Origin of the sequence: Streptomyces sp. T12 (genome assembly GCF_028736035.1) — a bacterium.
In the GTDB taxonomy this organism is placed as follows: Bacteria; Actinomycetota; Actinomycetes; order Streptomycetales; family Streptomycetaceae; genus Streptomyces.
The window spans coordinates 7582258-7596817 of record NZ_CP117866.1; the positions used below are offsets into that span (position 1 = coordinate 7582258).

12 protein-coding genes are annotated in these 14560 nt (G+C 71.0%); 10 read left to right on the top strand and 2 right to left on the bottom strand.

What is annotated here, in order from left to right:
• The first annotated feature begins 13 nt into the window (after nucleotides 1-13).
• Nucleotides 14-571: a GNAT family N-acetyltransferase gene (locus PBV52_RS34205; RefSeq protein WP_274243599.1), complete on the top strand. Its 558-nt coding sequence runs from the start codon at nucleotides 14-16 to the stop codon at nucleotides 569-571.
• 259 nt (nucleotides 572-830) lie between these two features.
• Nucleotides 831-971, top strand: a complete 141-nt coding sequence (locus PBV52_RS34210) for a hypothetical protein (protein WP_107083653.1) — start codon at nucleotides 831-833, stop codon at nucleotides 969-971.
• Nucleotides 972-1041: 70 nt separating this feature from the next.
• Here PBV52_RS34210 and PBV52_RS34215 read toward each other — a convergent pair whose 3' ends face one another.
• The gene (locus PBV52_RS34215; protein ID WP_274243600.1) at nucleotides 1042-2628 is read right to left on the bottom strand and encodes a metallophosphoesterase family protein; all 1587 of its coding nucleotides are present in this window, start codon (nucleotides 2626-2628) and stop codon (nucleotides 1042-1044) included.
• 142 nt (nucleotides 2629-2770) lie between these two features.
• On the opposite strand from PBV52_RS34215, the gene PBV52_RS34220 reads away from it, so the two are divergent.
• Nucleotides 2771-3814, top strand: a complete 1044-nt coding sequence (locus tag PBV52_RS34220; RefSeq protein WP_274243601.1) for a 3-isopropylmalate dehydrogenase — start codon at nucleotides 2771-2773, stop codon at nucleotides 3812-3814.
• Between the two features lie 280 nt (nucleotides 3815-4094).
• Nucleotides 4095-5183: a branched-chain amino acid aminotransferase gene (locus PBV52_RS34225; RefSeq protein ID WP_274243602.1), complete on the top strand. Its 1089-nt coding sequence runs from the start codon at nucleotides 4095-4097 to the stop codon at nucleotides 5181-5183.
• On the opposite strand, the gene PBV52_RS34230 is transcribed toward PBV52_RS34225, so the two are convergent.
• Complete coding sequence (locus tag PBV52_RS34230) at nucleotides 5180-6631, bottom strand: cytosine permease (RefSeq protein WP_274243603.1); 1452 nt, start codon at nucleotides 6629-6631, stop codon at nucleotides 5180-5182. The genes PBV52_RS34225 and PBV52_RS34230 overlap by 4 nt on opposite strands.
• A gap of 131 nt (nucleotides 6632-6762) precedes the next feature.
• On the opposite strand from PBV52_RS34230, the gene ureA reads away from it, so the two are divergent.
• The 6 genes from ureA to PBV52_RS34260 all read left to right on the top strand — a co-directional run bounded on the left by ureA (nucleotide 6763) and on the right by PBV52_RS34260 (nucleotide 14302).
• Complete coding sequence (gene ureA, locus PBV52_RS34235; RefSeq protein ID WP_274243604.1) at nucleotides 6763-7473, top strand: urease subunit gamma; 711 nt, start codon at nucleotides 6763-6765, stop codon at nucleotides 7471-7473.
• Nucleotides 7470-9143, top strand: a complete 1674-nt coding sequence (locus PBV52_RS34240; protein WP_274243605.1) for an urease subunit alpha — start codon at nucleotides 7470-7472, stop codon at nucleotides 9141-9143. Before ureA ends, PBV52_RS34240 begins: the two co-directional genes overlap by 4 nt.
• Before the next feature lie 17 nt (nucleotides 9144-9160).
• Entirely contained in the window at nucleotides 9161-10183 is a 1023-nt protein-coding gene (locus tag PBV52_RS34245; RefSeq protein ID WP_274243606.1) for an agmatine/peptidylarginine deiminase, read from the top strand.
• 9 nt (nucleotides 10184-10192) lie between these two features.
• Nucleotides 10193-10795, top strand: coding sequence for a TetR/AcrR family transcriptional regulator (locus PBV52_RS34250; RefSeq protein WP_274243607.1), 603 nt, complete (start codon nucleotides 10193-10195; stop codon nucleotides 10793-10795).
• Between the two features lie 124 nt (nucleotides 10796-10919).
• Nucleotides 10920-12992 (top strand): hypothetical protein, encoded by a 2073-nt coding sequence (locus PBV52_RS34255; RefSeq protein WP_274243608.1) that lies wholly within the window; start codon nucleotides 10920-10922, stop codon nucleotides 12990-12992.
• A gap of 26 nt (nucleotides 12993-13018) precedes the next feature.
• Nucleotides 13019-14302, top strand: coding sequence for a hypothetical protein (locus PBV52_RS34260; RefSeq protein WP_274243609.1), 1284 nt, complete (start codon nucleotides 13019-13021; stop codon nucleotides 14300-14302).
• Nucleotides 14303-14560: the final 258 nt, after the last annotated feature.

The window sequence follows — 14560 nt, forward strand, 5'->3', positions numbered from 1 at the left end:
CGATACTGGTCGGATGACCGCACCGACAGCCGCCGTCACCCCGCGAACCGTCCACACCGCCGACCTCACTCCCGCCGAACTGCGCGCGATCCGGGCCCTGTTGGACGACGCCTTCGACGGCGACTTCTCCGACGAGGACTTCGAGCACGGGCTCGGCGGTATGCACGCCCTGGTCCACGACGCGGCCGGGCGGCTCGCCGCGCACGGTTCGGTGATCATGCGGCGGGTGCGACACCGGGAGCGGTGGCTGCGGGTCGGGTACGTCGAGGCGGTGGGCGTACGGTCCGACGCGCGTCGGACAGGGCTCGGCGGCCGGGTGATGGCGGAGCTGGAGCGGGTGATCGACCGCGCGTACGACGCGGGGATGCTGTCCGCGAGCGACGAGGGGGCCGCCCTGTACGCCGCCCGTGGCTGGGAGGTGTGGGGCGGGCGGGTCTGCGCGCTGGGGCCGGAGGGCGTCGTGCGTCTGCCGGACGAGGAGGGGAGCACGTTCGTGCGGCCCGCGCTCGCCGGTCCGCTCGACCCGGCGTTCGAGCTGGTCTTCGACTGGAGGGACGGGGACGTGCTCTGACGGCCAGGAAAGCAAAGGCGCAGGTCAGCGGCGTGTGATCCACTCCACCGTCTCAGATAGTAGGAAGTCCGAGTAATTGTGGAGACAGACGCGCCGTCCTCCCTTAGTTTTGTAGAAGCCGAACGTCTCGCTCGATCAAGCGAATGGCGGTCGTGAGCCGGGCCCCGTGCAGGCAACCCCTGCGGCACCGCTCCCCGCCCCACCCGGCGTCTCGTAACCCCTGTCTGCACTCCCGGATTGTCGAAGGAGTCGATTTCCCATGGCCGAGACGACCGCCCGCCGTCGAGTCCGTCACCTCTCCCGTACGAGCGAGTCCGACCGCAAGAACGCCGCCGCCGCCCTCCAGCGCGCCCTCGACCGCAGGGACAACGGCGGAGCCACCGGCCACCAGGCCGCCTGACGCCACAGCCGCGCACCTGCGCGGACGCACCCAAGCCGGGAGCCGCACCCGTAAGAGGTGCGGCGTGGGGTCACGCCCCGCGCCGCACCTCGAAGTGGTCGACGCGCTCCCCACTCGGTGTCAGCGCCGACACCTTCAGCCGTGGCTTCGTGCCGCTCTCCGCCTCCACCGAGAGGAAGGAGAAGCCCCGGTAGCGCACCCGCGACCACTGCACGCTCTCCGCCTTGGCGTCGCGTGACCTGGTCCACTTGAAGGAGTCGACCGACTCCCGCTCGGTGACATGGCCCTCGTAACTCTCCTCGACGCCCTTCGGGAAGCCGTACAGGTCCTTGCCGCCGCCGCCCGCCGTGACGTACACGATCCCGTCCCGCGTCGGGTCCGTCGTCGCGCCGATCGGCACGGGCGCGCCGACCTCGCCGTTCAGGATCGCGTCGGTCCGCTCGTACACGTGGTTGTGCCCGTTGATCACCAGGTCGACCTGATGCTGGGCGAAGAGCGGCACCCACTCGGCGCGAATGCCTCCGTCGGAGGCGTGTGTCGAGGTCGAGTAGGCGCAGTGGTGGAAGTAGACGACCACGAAGTCGACCGCCTGGTCGGCCCGCAACTCGCGGAGCTTGCGGTCCAGCCACTTCGTCTGCCTCCCCTGCGTGTAGCCGAAGTTGGCGGGGATCTCGTACGACACGTCGTTCGCGTCCAGCGCGACCACCCCGACGTTGCCGTACGTGAACGCGTACACCCCCGGCGCCGTACGCGGGTCGAAGCCGCTGTCCGGCAGGGAGAAACGGGCGAGTTGGCCGCCGTAGCCGTCCGGCGAGTACCAGGCCTCCATGTCGTGGTTGCCGGTCGTCACCATCCACGGCACCGACTTCGCCACCGACTCGGTCTGCTTGAGGAACACGTCCCACATGCCCGCCTGGAACGCGTCCGAGTCCTTGCCCTTGCCCGTCGGGTTCGCGTAGCAGATGTCCCCGGCGTGCAGATGGAAGGCCGGGTTCTGGCGCAGCAGGGCGCGGTCGTTGTCGGCGGCGTGCATGCCGACCCCCTGGTCGCCGAACGCGGTGAACACGAACCGCTCGGGCGGGGACGCGGGTGCCGTGCGGAAGGAGGCGATCGTGGGCCGGTGGGCGGGGGACGCCGGGTCGACGCCGTCGTGTCCGACGCCGTAGTAGTACGTCGTGCCCGGGCGCAGGCCGTCCAGGGCCGCGTGCAGGTAGTACTGCTCGACCGCCGCGCTCACACCCGCCACCTCCGGCGTCTTCAGGTCGCGCAGCTCCGCCTCGATCCGCCGGTCCAGGTCGTCGGGGCGCAGACCGATCCGGACGTACGGCCTGCGCACCGCGGCCGGCACCTGCCAGGAGATCCGCATCTGCGTCTTCGGATCGGCGCCGAAGGCGAGGTGGCGGCCGAAGGGGGCGACGACCGAGCCGGGCACCTTCGTGGTGACGGAGGCGGGGGCGGAGGCCGGGGCCTTCGAGGTGGTCGTCCCCGATGTCGAACACCCCGTCAGCAGCCCGCCCGCCAGCGTTCCGCCCGCCACCGCCCCGGCCGTCACCACCGTGCGGCGCCGGAGCAGCTTGGTGCGCAGGTACTCGTGCTGTTCGGCCATGCTCATCCGGCGCGCGAGCTGAGGGGGGATGCCGAAGTCGGGAAGGTCCATGGCGGTGAAGTTCCCAGCGAACGCCAACACCTGCCCTACATACGGGTGAACGCCAGTCGAAGGGCTGACGCCCGACCGCCTGAGGATGTCCGTATGGCGGACATGCCGTGTCATCCCATGGGACGAGGAGTAGGGTGCCGACATGTCTCGCAGCCTCAATCTCGCAGTGATTCCCGGTGACGGCATCGGCCAGGAGGTCGTGGCCGAAGGCCTGAAGGTCCTCTCCGCCGTCCTTCCGCAGGATGTGAAGCTGGAGACCAAGGAGTACGACTTCGGCGCCCGGCGCTACCACGCCACCGGTGAGACCCTCACCGACGCCGATGCCGAGGCGCTCAAGAAGCACGACGCCATCCTGCTCGGCGCGATCGGCGACCCCTCGGTCCCGTCCGGCGTCCTGGAGCGCGGTTTCCTGCTCAAGCTCCGCTTCCTCTTCGACCACCACGTCAACCTGCGTCCGTCGAAGCTCCTCCCGGGTGTCGCCACCCCGCTCGCCGGTCAGCCGGAGATCGACTTCATCGTCGTCCGTGAGGGCACCGAGGGCCCGTACACCGGCAACGGCGGCACCATCCGCAAGGGCACCCCGCACGAGGTCGCCACCGAGGTCTCGGTGAACACGGCCTTCGGTGTCGAGCGCGTGGTCCGCGACGCCTTCGCCCGCGCGCAGGCCCGCCCCCGCAAGAAGCTCGCGCTGATCCACAAGAACAACGTGCTGGCCTTCGCCGGTCACCTGTGGACGAACATCTTCAACCAGGTGGCCGAGGAGTTCCCCGACGTCACCACCGAGTACATGCACGTGGACGCGGCGACCATCTACCTGGTCACGCAGCCCGAGCGCTTCGACGTGATCGTCACCGACAACCTCTTCGGCGACATCATCACCGACCTCGCCGCGGCCGTCTCCGGCGGCATCGGCGTCGCCGCGAGCGGCAACATCAACCCGAGCGGCGAGTTCCCGTCCATGTTCGAGCCCGTGCACGGCTCGGCCCCGGACATCGCCGGCCAGGGCAAGGCCGACCCCACCGCCACGGTCCTGTCCGTCGCCCTGCTCCTGCGCCACCTCGGCTACGACGCCGAGGCCGCCCGCATCGACGAGGCGGTCTCCACCGACCTCGCCGAGCGCACCGGCAAGCCCGCCCGCTCCACGTCGGAGATCGGCGACGCGCTGGCCGTACGAGTAGCCGGCTGACCGGCCGCCACTCGGAATCTCAACGCAGATCTCTCGAAGCCGCCGGGTCACTGAAGCACCCGGCGGCTTCCCTGTGTCCGCCGCCGGGTGTCACCATCAACCCTGGGTCGCGATCCACGCCGATCACGCCGATCAGGCCAATTTCGTCCACGGCTCCCGCTTGCGATAATCGAACGCGGAGCCGCAGATCGATGGAATGCTCGGACGTCCTAGCACTGGCCACTGGCAGTACTGGCGTGATCGCGGCCCGCCACAACCAACCGGTGAAGGACATCTACTCATGACGACGCCCACGATCGAGCTCAAGCCCTCCGCCAGTCCGCTCGCCGCCGCAGAGCGCGAGGCGATCCTGGCCAACCCCGGGTTCGGCCGCCACTTCACCGACCACATGGTGACGATCAAGTGGACCGAGGGCCGTGGCTGGCACGACGGCCAGCTCGTGCCGTACGCGCCGATCTCCCTCGACCCGGCCACCATGGTCCTGCACTACGCGCAGGAGATCTTCGAGGGCCTGAAGGCCTACCGCCGGCCCGACGGGTCCGTCGCCACCTTCCGCCCCGAGAAGAACGCGCAGCGATTCCAGTCCTCCGCCCGCCGGCTCGGCATGCCGGAGCTGCCGGTGGAGACCTTCATCGAGGCGTGCGACGTGCTGGTGAGCCAGGACCAGGCCTGGGTCCCGGCGCATGGTGGCGAGGAGTCCCTCTACCTGCGTCCGTTCATGTTCGCGACGGAGGTCGGCCTGGGCGTGAAGCCCGCGAGCGAGTACCTGTTCATCGTCATCGCCTCGCCGGCCGGCGCGTACTTCCCCGGTGGCGTGAAGCCGGTGTCGATCTGGGTCTCCGAGGACCACGTCCGTGCCGTGCCGGGCGGCATGGGCGACGCGAAGACGGGCGGCAACTACGCCGCCTCCCTGCTGGCCCAGGCCGAGGCCGCCGCCGAGGGCTGCGCCCAGGTCTGCTACCTGGATGCGGTGGAGCGCAAGTGGGTCGAGGAACTCGGCGGCATGAACCTGTACTTCGTGTACGGCGACAAGATCGTCACCCCGTCCCTCACCGGTTCCATCCTGGAGGGAGTCACCCGTGACTCCCTCCTCACGGTCGCCCGTGACCTCGGCTACGAGGCCGAGGAGGGTCGCGTCTCCGTCGACCAGTGGCAGCGCGACTCCGAGAACGGCACCCTCACCGAGGTCTTCGCCTGCGGTACGGCAGCGGTCATCACGCCCGTCGGCACCGTGAAGCGCACGGGTGCGCAGTGGCAGCAGAGCGGCGGGGAGCCCGGCGAGGTCACGCTGAAGCTGCGCGAGGCTCTCCTCGACATCCAGCGGGGCACTGCCGTGGACCAGCACGGGTGGATGCACAAGCTGGGTTAACTCTCGGCCTTCACCGTCAGGGCCGCTGTGGACTCGGAGTCCGTGGCGGCCCTTTCGCCTACGGGAGCGGAGTCACCGATCGTCAGCAGCACATACACGACGCCTCCCACCAGTCCCGACAGCAGGAAACTGCAGTCCACCCCGCCCGTCAGCCCCAGCAGCGGCCCCTCGTACGACGGGAGGGAGACGGCCAGCAGTCCGACCGTCGCGCCCAGTGCCCAGGACACGGTCGCCGGGATGTTCCAGCCGGCCCGGTACCAGTAGATCCCGCCCCGCGCCCGGCGGTTGAAGACCTGGAGGGCCTCCGCGTCGTACCCGCCACGGCACCGCGCGAAGCCGATCAGGGTGATGACCGCCCACGGGGTGCCGATCGCCGTGAGCAGCAGGACGAACGACGTCATCGCGTCCTGTGCCGTCGAGGCGTAGTGGCCGATGAAGACGCAGGCCGTGGCGACGACCGCGACGGCGTAGGTGGCCTGGGCGCGTGAGGCGCGCGGCAGGATGGCGTCCAGGTCGAGGCCCATGGAGTAGAGCATCAGGCCCGCGTTGCCGACCGAGCCGGCGGAGGCGGCCAGCAGGAGCGGGACCAGGTACCAGGTGGGGGAGGCGTCGACCAGGGGGCCCGCGTAGTCCAGGGCCGCTCGCGCCGCGTACGCCGTGAAGGTGCCGAAGAGCTGCGGGACCAGCAGGCCCAGGATCAGGCCGAGCCAGGTCGCGTGCAGGACCCGGCGTGAGGAGTGGCGGGCCGGGGAGATGTAGCGGGTGTAGTCGCCGAGGAGGGTGATGAAGGCGATCGGGCCGGACAGCCCCGCCGCCACCGCCGCCAGCAGCCACGTCGGCCAGAAGCCGCCCAGCAGATAGCCGCCCGCCTCGGGCAGCGCGTCGGTCGTGAAGTGCGGGGCGTAGGCGATCACGCCGAGGGCCAGCAGGGCCGTCATGCCGATCGCCAGGACGCGGGACATGGCGAGCAGTACCCGGTACCCGTACACCGCGCCCGCGACGGTCGCCGCGGCCAGCAGCCCGTACACCACGCCGTACGACATCCCGCTCGCCGGCAGCCCGACGAGCCGGCCCAGCACGCCCACCATCGCATCGCCGCCGATCCACACGGTCAGGGCCGTGTAGCCGAGGGCGAGCAGGAGCCCGACCACGGAGCCGACCAGACGGCCCCGGACTCCGAACTGGGCGCCGGAGGACGTGGACAGGTTCGTCGCCGTGCGCAGGGAGATCAGGGCCAGCGGGGCGGTGAGGGCCGTGCCGGCCAGTGTGCCCACCACGATCGAGCTCACCGACGCCCACCAGTCCAGGCCGAACGACGGGGGCAGCCAGCCGAAGACGATCACCCCCAGGCAGAGGTTCGAGCCCAGGAGGATCGAGACGAGGTCCCGTGGGCCGCTCGTGCGTTCCTCGTCGGGGATGGTGTCGACTCCGCGCTGTTCCATCGGCATGGCTGGTCTCCCTCGGTTTGAGTGCCGTTCAATCTGAGGTGCCCAATGGCCTGACGTCAACCCTTTGATTCCAGCAATCTGGTGTTTAGAGTGATGCTCTAAATGCAAGGAAGGCAAGGAGGTGTCGCGTCGTGAGACTGACTCCCACGGAGCGTGACCGGCTGCTGCTGTTTTCAGCCGCGGAGCTGGCCCGTGCCCGCCGCGCCCGCGGTCTGCCGCTCAACGTGCCGGAGGCGACCGCGCTGATCGCGGACACCGTGTGCGAGGCCGCCCGCGACGGCGCCCGGCTGGCGGAGGCCATCGAGCGTGCCCGGTCGGTGCTCGGCCCGGACGACGTGTTGCCGGGTGTCGCGGACGTCGTCACCGAAGTGCATGTCGAGGCGGTCTTCGACGACGGTTCGAGGCTCGCGGTCGTCAGCGATCCGATCGGCGGAAGTCTCGGTGAGCGAGCCCCGGGCGCGCTGCTGCCGGGGCCCGAGCACGCCGAGCCCGAGGCGGTCGTACGGCTGACGGTCACCAACACCGCCACCGTGCCCGTCTCCGTCACCTCCCACTTCCACTTCTTCGAGGCCAACCCGCGCCTCGACTTCGTACGGGAACAGGCCTACGGGATGCGGCTCGCCGTACCGGCCGGGTCCTCGGTGCGGTTCGGGCCGGGGGAGGCCGTCGAGGTCGGGCTCGTGCCCATCGGGGGCGATCGGATCGCGATCGGGTTCGCCGGTCTGGTCGACGGGGCGCTGGACGCGCCGGGGGTGAAGGAAGAGGCCCTGCGCGCGGCCGCCGCCTGCGGATATCTGGGAGCCGCAGCTCAAGGGGGCGAATGTCAGGGAGCAGAGCGATGAATCCGTACGAGTACGCCGCCACCCACGGCCCCCGGGCCGGCGACCGCATCCGCCTCGGCGACTCCGGGCTGACCATCCGCGTCGAGGCCGACGCGCAGCGCTACGGCGAGGAGTTCCTCGCCGGGTTCGGCAAGACCGCCCGGGACGGACTGCACCTCAAGGCCGCCGCCGTCCGGGAGACCTGTGACGTCGTCATCAGCAATGTGGTGGTGATCGACGCGGCGCTGGGGATCCGGAAGGTCTCCATCGGGATCAGGGAGGGGCGGATCTGCTCGATCGGGCGGGCCGGGAATCCCGACACCCTCGACGGGGTCGACGTCGTGGTCGGGACCGGTACGTCGATCGTGTCCGGCGAGGGGCTCATCGCCACCGCCGGGGCCGTCGACACCCATGTGCACCTGCTGTCGCCGCGCATCATGGAGGCCTCGCTCGCCTCCGGGGTGACCACGGTCATCGGGCAGGAGTTCGGGCCGGTGTGGGGCGTCGGGGTCAACTCGCCGTGGGCGCTGCGGCACGCGTTCAACGCCTTCGACGCCTGGCCGGTCAACATCGGCTTCCTGGGGCGGGGTTCGTCGTCCTCGTCCGCGCCGCTGGTCGAGGCCCTCGCCGAGGGCGGCGCCTGCGGCTTCAAGGTGCACGAGGACATGGGCGCCCATACGCGGGCCTTGGACACGGCTCTCCGCGTCGCCGAGGAGTACGACGTCCAAGTCGCCCTGCACAGTGACGGGCTGAACGAGTGCCTGTCCGTCGAGGACACGTTGAGGGTGCTGGAGGGCCGCACCATCCACGCCTTCCACATCGAGGGCTGCGGCGGCGGACACGTCCCGAACGTGCTGAAGATGGCCGGCGTCCCGAACGTCATCGGCTCCTCCACCAACCCCACCCTGCCCTTCGGGCGGGACGCCGTCGCCGAGCACTACGGCATGATCGTCTCCGTCCACGACCTCAAGACCGACCTGCCCGGCGACGCCGCCATGGCCCGCGACCGCATCCGCGCCGGCACGATGGGCGCCGAGGACGTGCTGCACGACCTGGGCGCGATCGGCATCACCTCGTCGGACGCGCAGGGCATGGGGCGGGCCGGTGAGACCGTGCGCCGTACGTTCGCCATGGCCGGGAAGATGAAGGCCGAGTTCGGCGCCCCGGACTCCGATCACGACAACGAGCGCGTCCTGCGCTACATGGCCAAGCTGACCATCAACCCCGCCATCGCCCACGGCCTCGCGCACGAGGTCGGCTCGATCGAGGTCGGCAAGCTCGCCGACATCGTGCTGTGGCGGCCGGAGTACTTCGGCGCCAAGCCGCAGCTGGTGCTGAAGTCCGGCTTCCCGGCGTACGGCGTGGTCGGCGATCCCAACGCCGCCACCGACACCTGCGAACCGCTCGTCCTGGGCCCGCAGTTCGGGGCGTACGGCGCCACCCCCGCCGACATCTCGGTCGCCTTCGTCGCGCAGGCGGCCGTCGACCAGGGCAACGACACCATGCCCACCCGGCGCCGCCGGGTCGCCGTGCGCGGCACGCGCGGCATCGGGCCGGCCGACCTGCGCCTGAACTCCCGTACGGGAGCGGTCGATGTGGACCAGCGCACGGGCCTGGTCACGCTCGACGGCGAGCCGCTGCGCTCGGAACCGGCCGAGTCCGTCTCCCTCAACCGCCTCTACTTCCTCTAGGACTGCTAGGACTTCTGATGACCTACCGCATGCCCCCCGAATGGGCCCCGCACGAACGCACCTGGATGGCCTGGCCGGGAACCAACCCCACCTTCACCGACGACGAGGACCTGGCGGAGGCCCGTACCGCCTGGGCGTCCGTCGCCCGGGCCGTCCGTCGCTTCGAGCCGGTGACGATGGTGCACGGCCCCGGGCAGGGGGAGTCGGCGCGCGAACTGCTCGGTCCTGGCGTCGACTTGGTGGAGCGGGACCTGGACGACGCCTGGATGCGCGACATCGGCCCGACCTTCGTCAAGGACGAGGAGGGCCGACTGGCCGCCGTGGACTGGGTGTTCAACGGCTGGGGTGCCCAGGACTGGGCCCGCTGGGAGAACGACTCCAAGATCGCCCGCCATGTCGCGGACCTGGCCGGGGTGCCGGTGCTGTCCTCGCCGCTGGTCAACGAGGGCGGCGCGATCCACGTCGACGGCGAGGGCACGGTCCTGCTGACCGACACCGTCCAGCTCGGCTCCGGCCGCAACCCCGGCTGGACCCGCAAGCAGGTCGAGGCCGAGATCCACGCCAAGCTCGGCACCCGCAAGGCGATCTGGCTGCCGCGCGGCCTGACCGGCGACTATCCGCCGCACGGCTTCGGCACCCTGGGCCATGTGGACATCGTCGCCGCCTTCGCCCGGCCCGGCGTCGTCGTGGCCCATGTGCAGCCGGACCCGGCGCACCCCGACCACGAGGTGACGAAGGAGGTCGTCGGCCTGCTGAAGGCGCAGACCGACGCGCGCGGGCGTCGTCTGGAGGTCGTCGAGGTGCCCGCCCCGACCGTCCTGGAGGCCGACGGACACTGGGTCGACTACTCCTACATCAACCACTACCTCTGCAACGGCGGCGTGGTCCTGTGCGGCTTCGACGACCCGCGTGACGAGCTCGCGGCCGGTGTCTTTCGCAGGCTCTTCCCCGAGCGGACGGTGACCCTGGTCGACGCCCGTACGATCTTCGCGGGTGGTGGAGGCATCCACTGCATCACGCAACAGCAGCCGAAGATCTAGGAGCCGCAGATGGCCGGTGGGCGCAGGCAGGCGCCGCCCCGCGACGAGGTCCTCGCCGCCGCCATGGAGATGATCGCCGAGCGCGGTCTGGAGAAGCTCACCATGGCGGCGCTCGGCCGTGAGGTCGGGATGAGCAGCGGCCATCTCCTCTACTACTTCCACTCCAAGGACGAGCTGCTGCTGCAGGCCCTGGAGTGGAGCGAGGGCCGGCTGGGCGCCGAGCGCGGCCGGCTGCTGACGCGGGCGTCCGCGACGGTCCGGGAGCGGATCGACGCGTACGTCGACCTGTACGTCCCCGACGGCCACCGCGACCCGCACTGGACGCTGTGGCTGGAGGTCTGGAACCGCTCGCAGAACGCCGACGACGACGCCCGCGACCGCCAGGCCGCGATCGAGGGCGCCTGGCACCGCGATCTGGTCGCGCTGCTCGCGGAGGGCGTGTCGAGGGGCGAGTTCCGGGCGGTCGACCCGGACCGGTTCGCCGCCCGGCTGCGGGCACTGCTCGACGGGTTCTCCATCCATGTGGCGATCGGGCTGCGGGGGACCGACCGGGCGCAGATTCTCGGCCACGTACGGGAGTTCCTGGACGAGAGCCTCCTCGCGGACGCGTGACGCCCCGCCCGGGTTGTACGCAATACGGGCGATTGACCCTGTGGTGGGTGGTGCGTTTGCCTCGTGGGGAGCCCTTGGCGCGGGGCCGGGGGCTTGAGCGTCCATGGGGACCACAGGGGGGAACATGTCCAGAGCCGTAGGTGTGTCCAGCGTGTCCTTGGGCTCCTTGGGCTCCTTGGGGGCGGCGCTGCTGCTGGCGTTCACCGCAACGACCGCCGGTGCCGCGCCGCACACCCCCAGAACGGAGAGAGTCAGCACCGCCGCCGACGGCGCCCAGGCCGACGGGCCGTCGAGCGGGGCCGCGATCAGCGCCGACGGCCGGCACGTCGCGTTCACGTCCACCGCACCGGGCTTCGGCTGCGCGCACTTCACCCCGTGCCTGCTCGCGAAGGAGCTGACCACCGGCGAGGTCACCAAGATCGATCTCGGCAGCGGCTACACGTACGGCTCGCCGATGCCGAGCGCCGACGGCAGCCGTATCGCCTTCTCCGCGGGCACCCGGTTCCAGGCCCCTTACCTGTACGACCGCGCCACCGGCCGCGCGGAGCGACTGTGGCCGCAAAACCCACCCGGCTTCAACGAGTTGGGCCGCGTGCAGTCCATCAGCCCGGACGGCACGCACATCGCGTACACCGTCGGCAACCGCAACGGCCCCGAGAACACCCGGCTCCTGTACGTCCGGGACGCGGCCACCGGCACCGACGAGCTGATCTCGCCGGCCGAGGAGGGCTCCAAGGGCGGGGCCTCGGTGAGCGGGGACGGCGTGCGGGTCGCCTACTCGCTGCCCGGGGCCGACGAGGAGACGGACCCGAGGGACGTCTTCGTCAAGGACCGCAGGACGGGCGAGCGGACCCAGGTCGACGCGGATCTCGGCGTCGCCCACCTGGTCCGCATCAGCGAGGACGGCCGCCGCGTCCTCCTCAACGCGAACTCCGGGGTGTACGTCCACGACCTCCGCACGGGCGAGTCACGGCGCGTCGCCGAGGGAACCGCCTCCTCGGCCACGGCGGACGGCCGGTACGCCGTCGTCTCGGGCGAGGACGGCACACGGGTGCGCGACCTGCGGACGGGGCGGACAGGAGCCGCCCTCCCGGAGGACGCCCAGGTGCTGGACGACGCGCTGGCCGCCAAGGGGCGTGCGGTGGTGTTCAGTTCGTCGGCGTCCCATCTGGTGCCGGGCGACACCAACAGGGAGTCGGACGTGTTCGTCTTCTCGGGCGGGCTCTCGGCCCGTCCGGCCCCGATGCCGTCCGTCACCGAGCGGATCAGCCTGACCGCGACCGGCCGGCAGCGGTCCGGGGCGTCGTACGACCCGGTGATGGGCGAGGACAAGGTCGTCGCCTTCACGTCGGAGGGCTCGGTGTTCGTCAACGCGTCCGGTGGCATCTCCCAGGTCAACTCCAGCACGCAGCAACCCTCGTCCGAGGGCACGCCCTGCCGCAGCGGACGCATGGTCGGCTACCTGGCCCCGTCCGCGGCCGACGGCGGCCCGGAGGTCAACATCCGCAACCGCTCGGTCGGCAGGCTGACCGGCCTGGGCTCCTACCAGGGCGTCCGCTTCACGTGGATGGGACAGCCCGTGGTGGACCCCAGCTGCCAGTGGATCACCTACGCCGCCACGCTGCCCGCCACGGACGCCGACCCGCATCCGCAGCCGCGGATCTACCGCTTCAAGTTCAACGGAGGCACGACCGACGTGGTCAGCGAGCCGTCGGGCGAGGCGGCGGGCAACCCGTCGATCAACTACGACGGCCGCTACATCGCCTTCGAACAAGGCGGTGACCTCTACGTCCGCGACCTGGACACCGGCGGCCTGGAGAAGGTCGGGGAGGACGCATCGGCACCGTCCCTCAGCGAGGACGGCCGCAAGGTCGCCTTCCGGCAGGGCCGGCACAGCTACGTCCGCGACCTCGACACCAAGGCCACGACCCGGGTCGAGGGCGCGCAGCCCTCGCTCTCCGGGAGCGGTACGCACCTCGCCTACACGTCGCGGGGCGCTGTATACCTGCTCGAACTCGCCACCGGGGAGCGGCACTTGATCAGCGTCGACCGCTGGGGCGGCCGCAACGACCTCCCGGCCGTTCACCCCTGCGTCAACGCCGACGGCACGGTCGTCGCGTTCGAGTCGGTGTCACCCGATCTGGTGGAGGGGGACACCAACGGGGTGTCGGACGTCTTCCTGCGGACAGTGCAATGACCACAACCACTCACGGGGGAACAACCATGCACAGCAACAAGCGAGTCGTCGCGCTCGCCGCCGCCTTCGTCGCCGCCACGGTGGCCCTGACCACAACCTCGGCGGGCGCCGCACCCCGCGTGCCGTCCACCGAGCGGGTCACCCTGTCGGCGACAGGGGAGCAGGGCAACGGCCACTCCTACGGGCCGGAGTTCAGTGCCGACGGCCGCTTCGCGGCCTTCACGGCGGACGCGTCCAACCTGGTGCCCGGCGACACCAACGGGGTGTCGGACGCCTTCGTGCGCGACCTGCGCAAGGGGACCGTCGAGCGGGTCAGCGTCAGCTCGGCCGGCGCACAGGCCGACCAGCGGTCGTCCGTGCAGGCCATCAGCGCCGACGGACGCTACGTCCTGTTCAGCTCGATCGCACGGAACCTGGTCCCCTGGGACACCCCGCCCGCGGACGCCGGCGCCGCCGACATCTATCTGCACGACCGGCGCACCGGCACCACCCAGCGGATCAGCGTCGGCTTCGACGGGGGCTCCGCCTACGCGGCCGGCGCCGACATGTCGGCGAACGCCCGCTACATCGCCTTCAACGCCAAGGCCGACCGGATGGAGGAGGGCGCCCGCGACCTCTTCGGAGCCGTGTACGTCTTCGACCGCAGCACCGGCAGGACCGAGCGGATCAGCAACCCGAACCGCCCGGACAACCCCGCGCTCTTCCAGGACGTGAGCGCCGACGGCCGCTATGTGCTGTACACCCAGCTGGTGCCGCGCAGCTCGTACGGGATCACCTGGGTGCACGACCGCCGCACCGGCACCGAGGAGCGGGTCAACGTCAAGTCGGACGGCTCCCCGGCCCAGCGGTACGCGCTGCCCGCCACGCTCTCCGCGGACGGCCGCACCGTCGCCTTCGAGAACTGGGACGAGGACCTGGTCCCCGGCGGCACCCCCGAGGGCGCGTCCGACATCTATGTCCGCGACCTGCGCACGGACATCACCCGGCGGGTCGACACCGGCCCCGACGGCGAGAGCATGCCCGGCCGGCCGGTACTGAGCCCGGACGGCCGGTACCTGGGCTACGAGGCCACCCCGCGGCTGCCCGACGGCACGCCCGGTCCGACCAACATCTACCTCCGCGACCTGCGCACCGGCACCACCCGTCTGGCCAGCGCGTCCGTCACTGGCGGGCCCGTGACGGACGCCTCCGTCTGGCTGAGCTCGGTGAGCGCGGGGGCCAAGCGCATCAGCCTCGGCAGCACCTCGTCCCAGCTCGTCGCCGGCGACACCAACGGCAGCAACGACGGCTTCGTCCGCCACCTGCGGTGATCAGCACAGTGCTCGCATCCTGAGACGGACGGTGAGCACGGGGGCGACTTGTGCCAGACTGCCCCCGTGCTCTCGTTGGCCATGATTATTGGCAGCAGGCGCGCCGGTCCGCAGTGACCACCACGTACGACCAGGTACGGGTGGACACCGTCGTCCTCGACCCGCGCGCAGACCTCTCGCACCCGCGAGAGGTTTTTCTGTTTCCCGGCCCACCCGCAGCCGGGCGGAGAGCGTGAGGGACCATAGGTGGGGGCGGTG

What these genes read in the sequence shown, in the direction of transcription:
- PBV52_RS34260 (WP_274243609.1), top strand. Translation starts at nt 13,019, where the DNA reads ATGCACAGCAACAAGCGAGTCGTCGCGCTCGCCGCCGCCTTCGTCGCC.
- PBV52_RS34205 (WP_274243599.1), top strand. Translation starts at nt 14, where the DNA reads ATGACCGCACCGACAGCCGCCGTCACCCCGCGAACCGTCCACACCGCC.
- PBV52_RS34210 (WP_107083653.1), top strand. Translation starts at nt 831, where the DNA reads ATGGCCGAGACGACCGCCCGCCGTCGAGTCCGTCACCTCTCCCGTACG.
- PBV52_RS34250 (WP_274243607.1), top strand. Translation starts at nt 10,193, where the DNA reads ATGGCCGGTGGGCGCAGGCAGGCGCCGCCCCGCGACGAGGTCCTCGCC.
- PBV52_RS34220 (WP_274243601.1), top strand. Translation starts at nt 2,771, where the DNA reads ATGTCTCGCAGCCTCAATCTCGCAGTGATTCCCGGTGACGGCATCGGC.
- PBV52_RS34230 (WP_274243603.1), bottom strand. Translation starts at nt 6,631, where the DNA reads ATGCCGATGGAACAGCGCGGAGTCGACACCATCCCCGACGAGGAACGC.
- PBV52_RS34225 (WP_274243602.1), top strand. Translation starts at nt 4,095, where the DNA reads ATGACGACGCCCACGATCGAGCTCAAGCCCTCCGCCAGTCCGCTCGCC.
- PBV52_RS34240 (WP_274243605.1), top strand. Translation starts at nt 7,470, where the DNA reads ATGAATCCGTACGAGTACGCCGCCACCCACGGCCCCCGGGCCGGCGAC.
- PBV52_RS34255 (WP_274243608.1), top strand. Translation starts at nt 10,920, where the DNA reads ATGTCCAGAGCCGTAGGTGTGTCCAGCGTGTCCTTGGGCTCCTTGGGC.
- PBV52_RS34245 (WP_274243606.1), top strand. Translation starts at nt 9,161, where the DNA reads ATGACCTACCGCATGCCCCCCGAATGGGCCCCGCACGAACGCACCTGG.
- PBV52_RS34215 (WP_274243600.1), bottom strand. Translation starts at nt 2,628, where the DNA reads ATGGACCTTCCCGACTTCGGCATCCCCCCTCAGCTCGCGCGCCGGATG.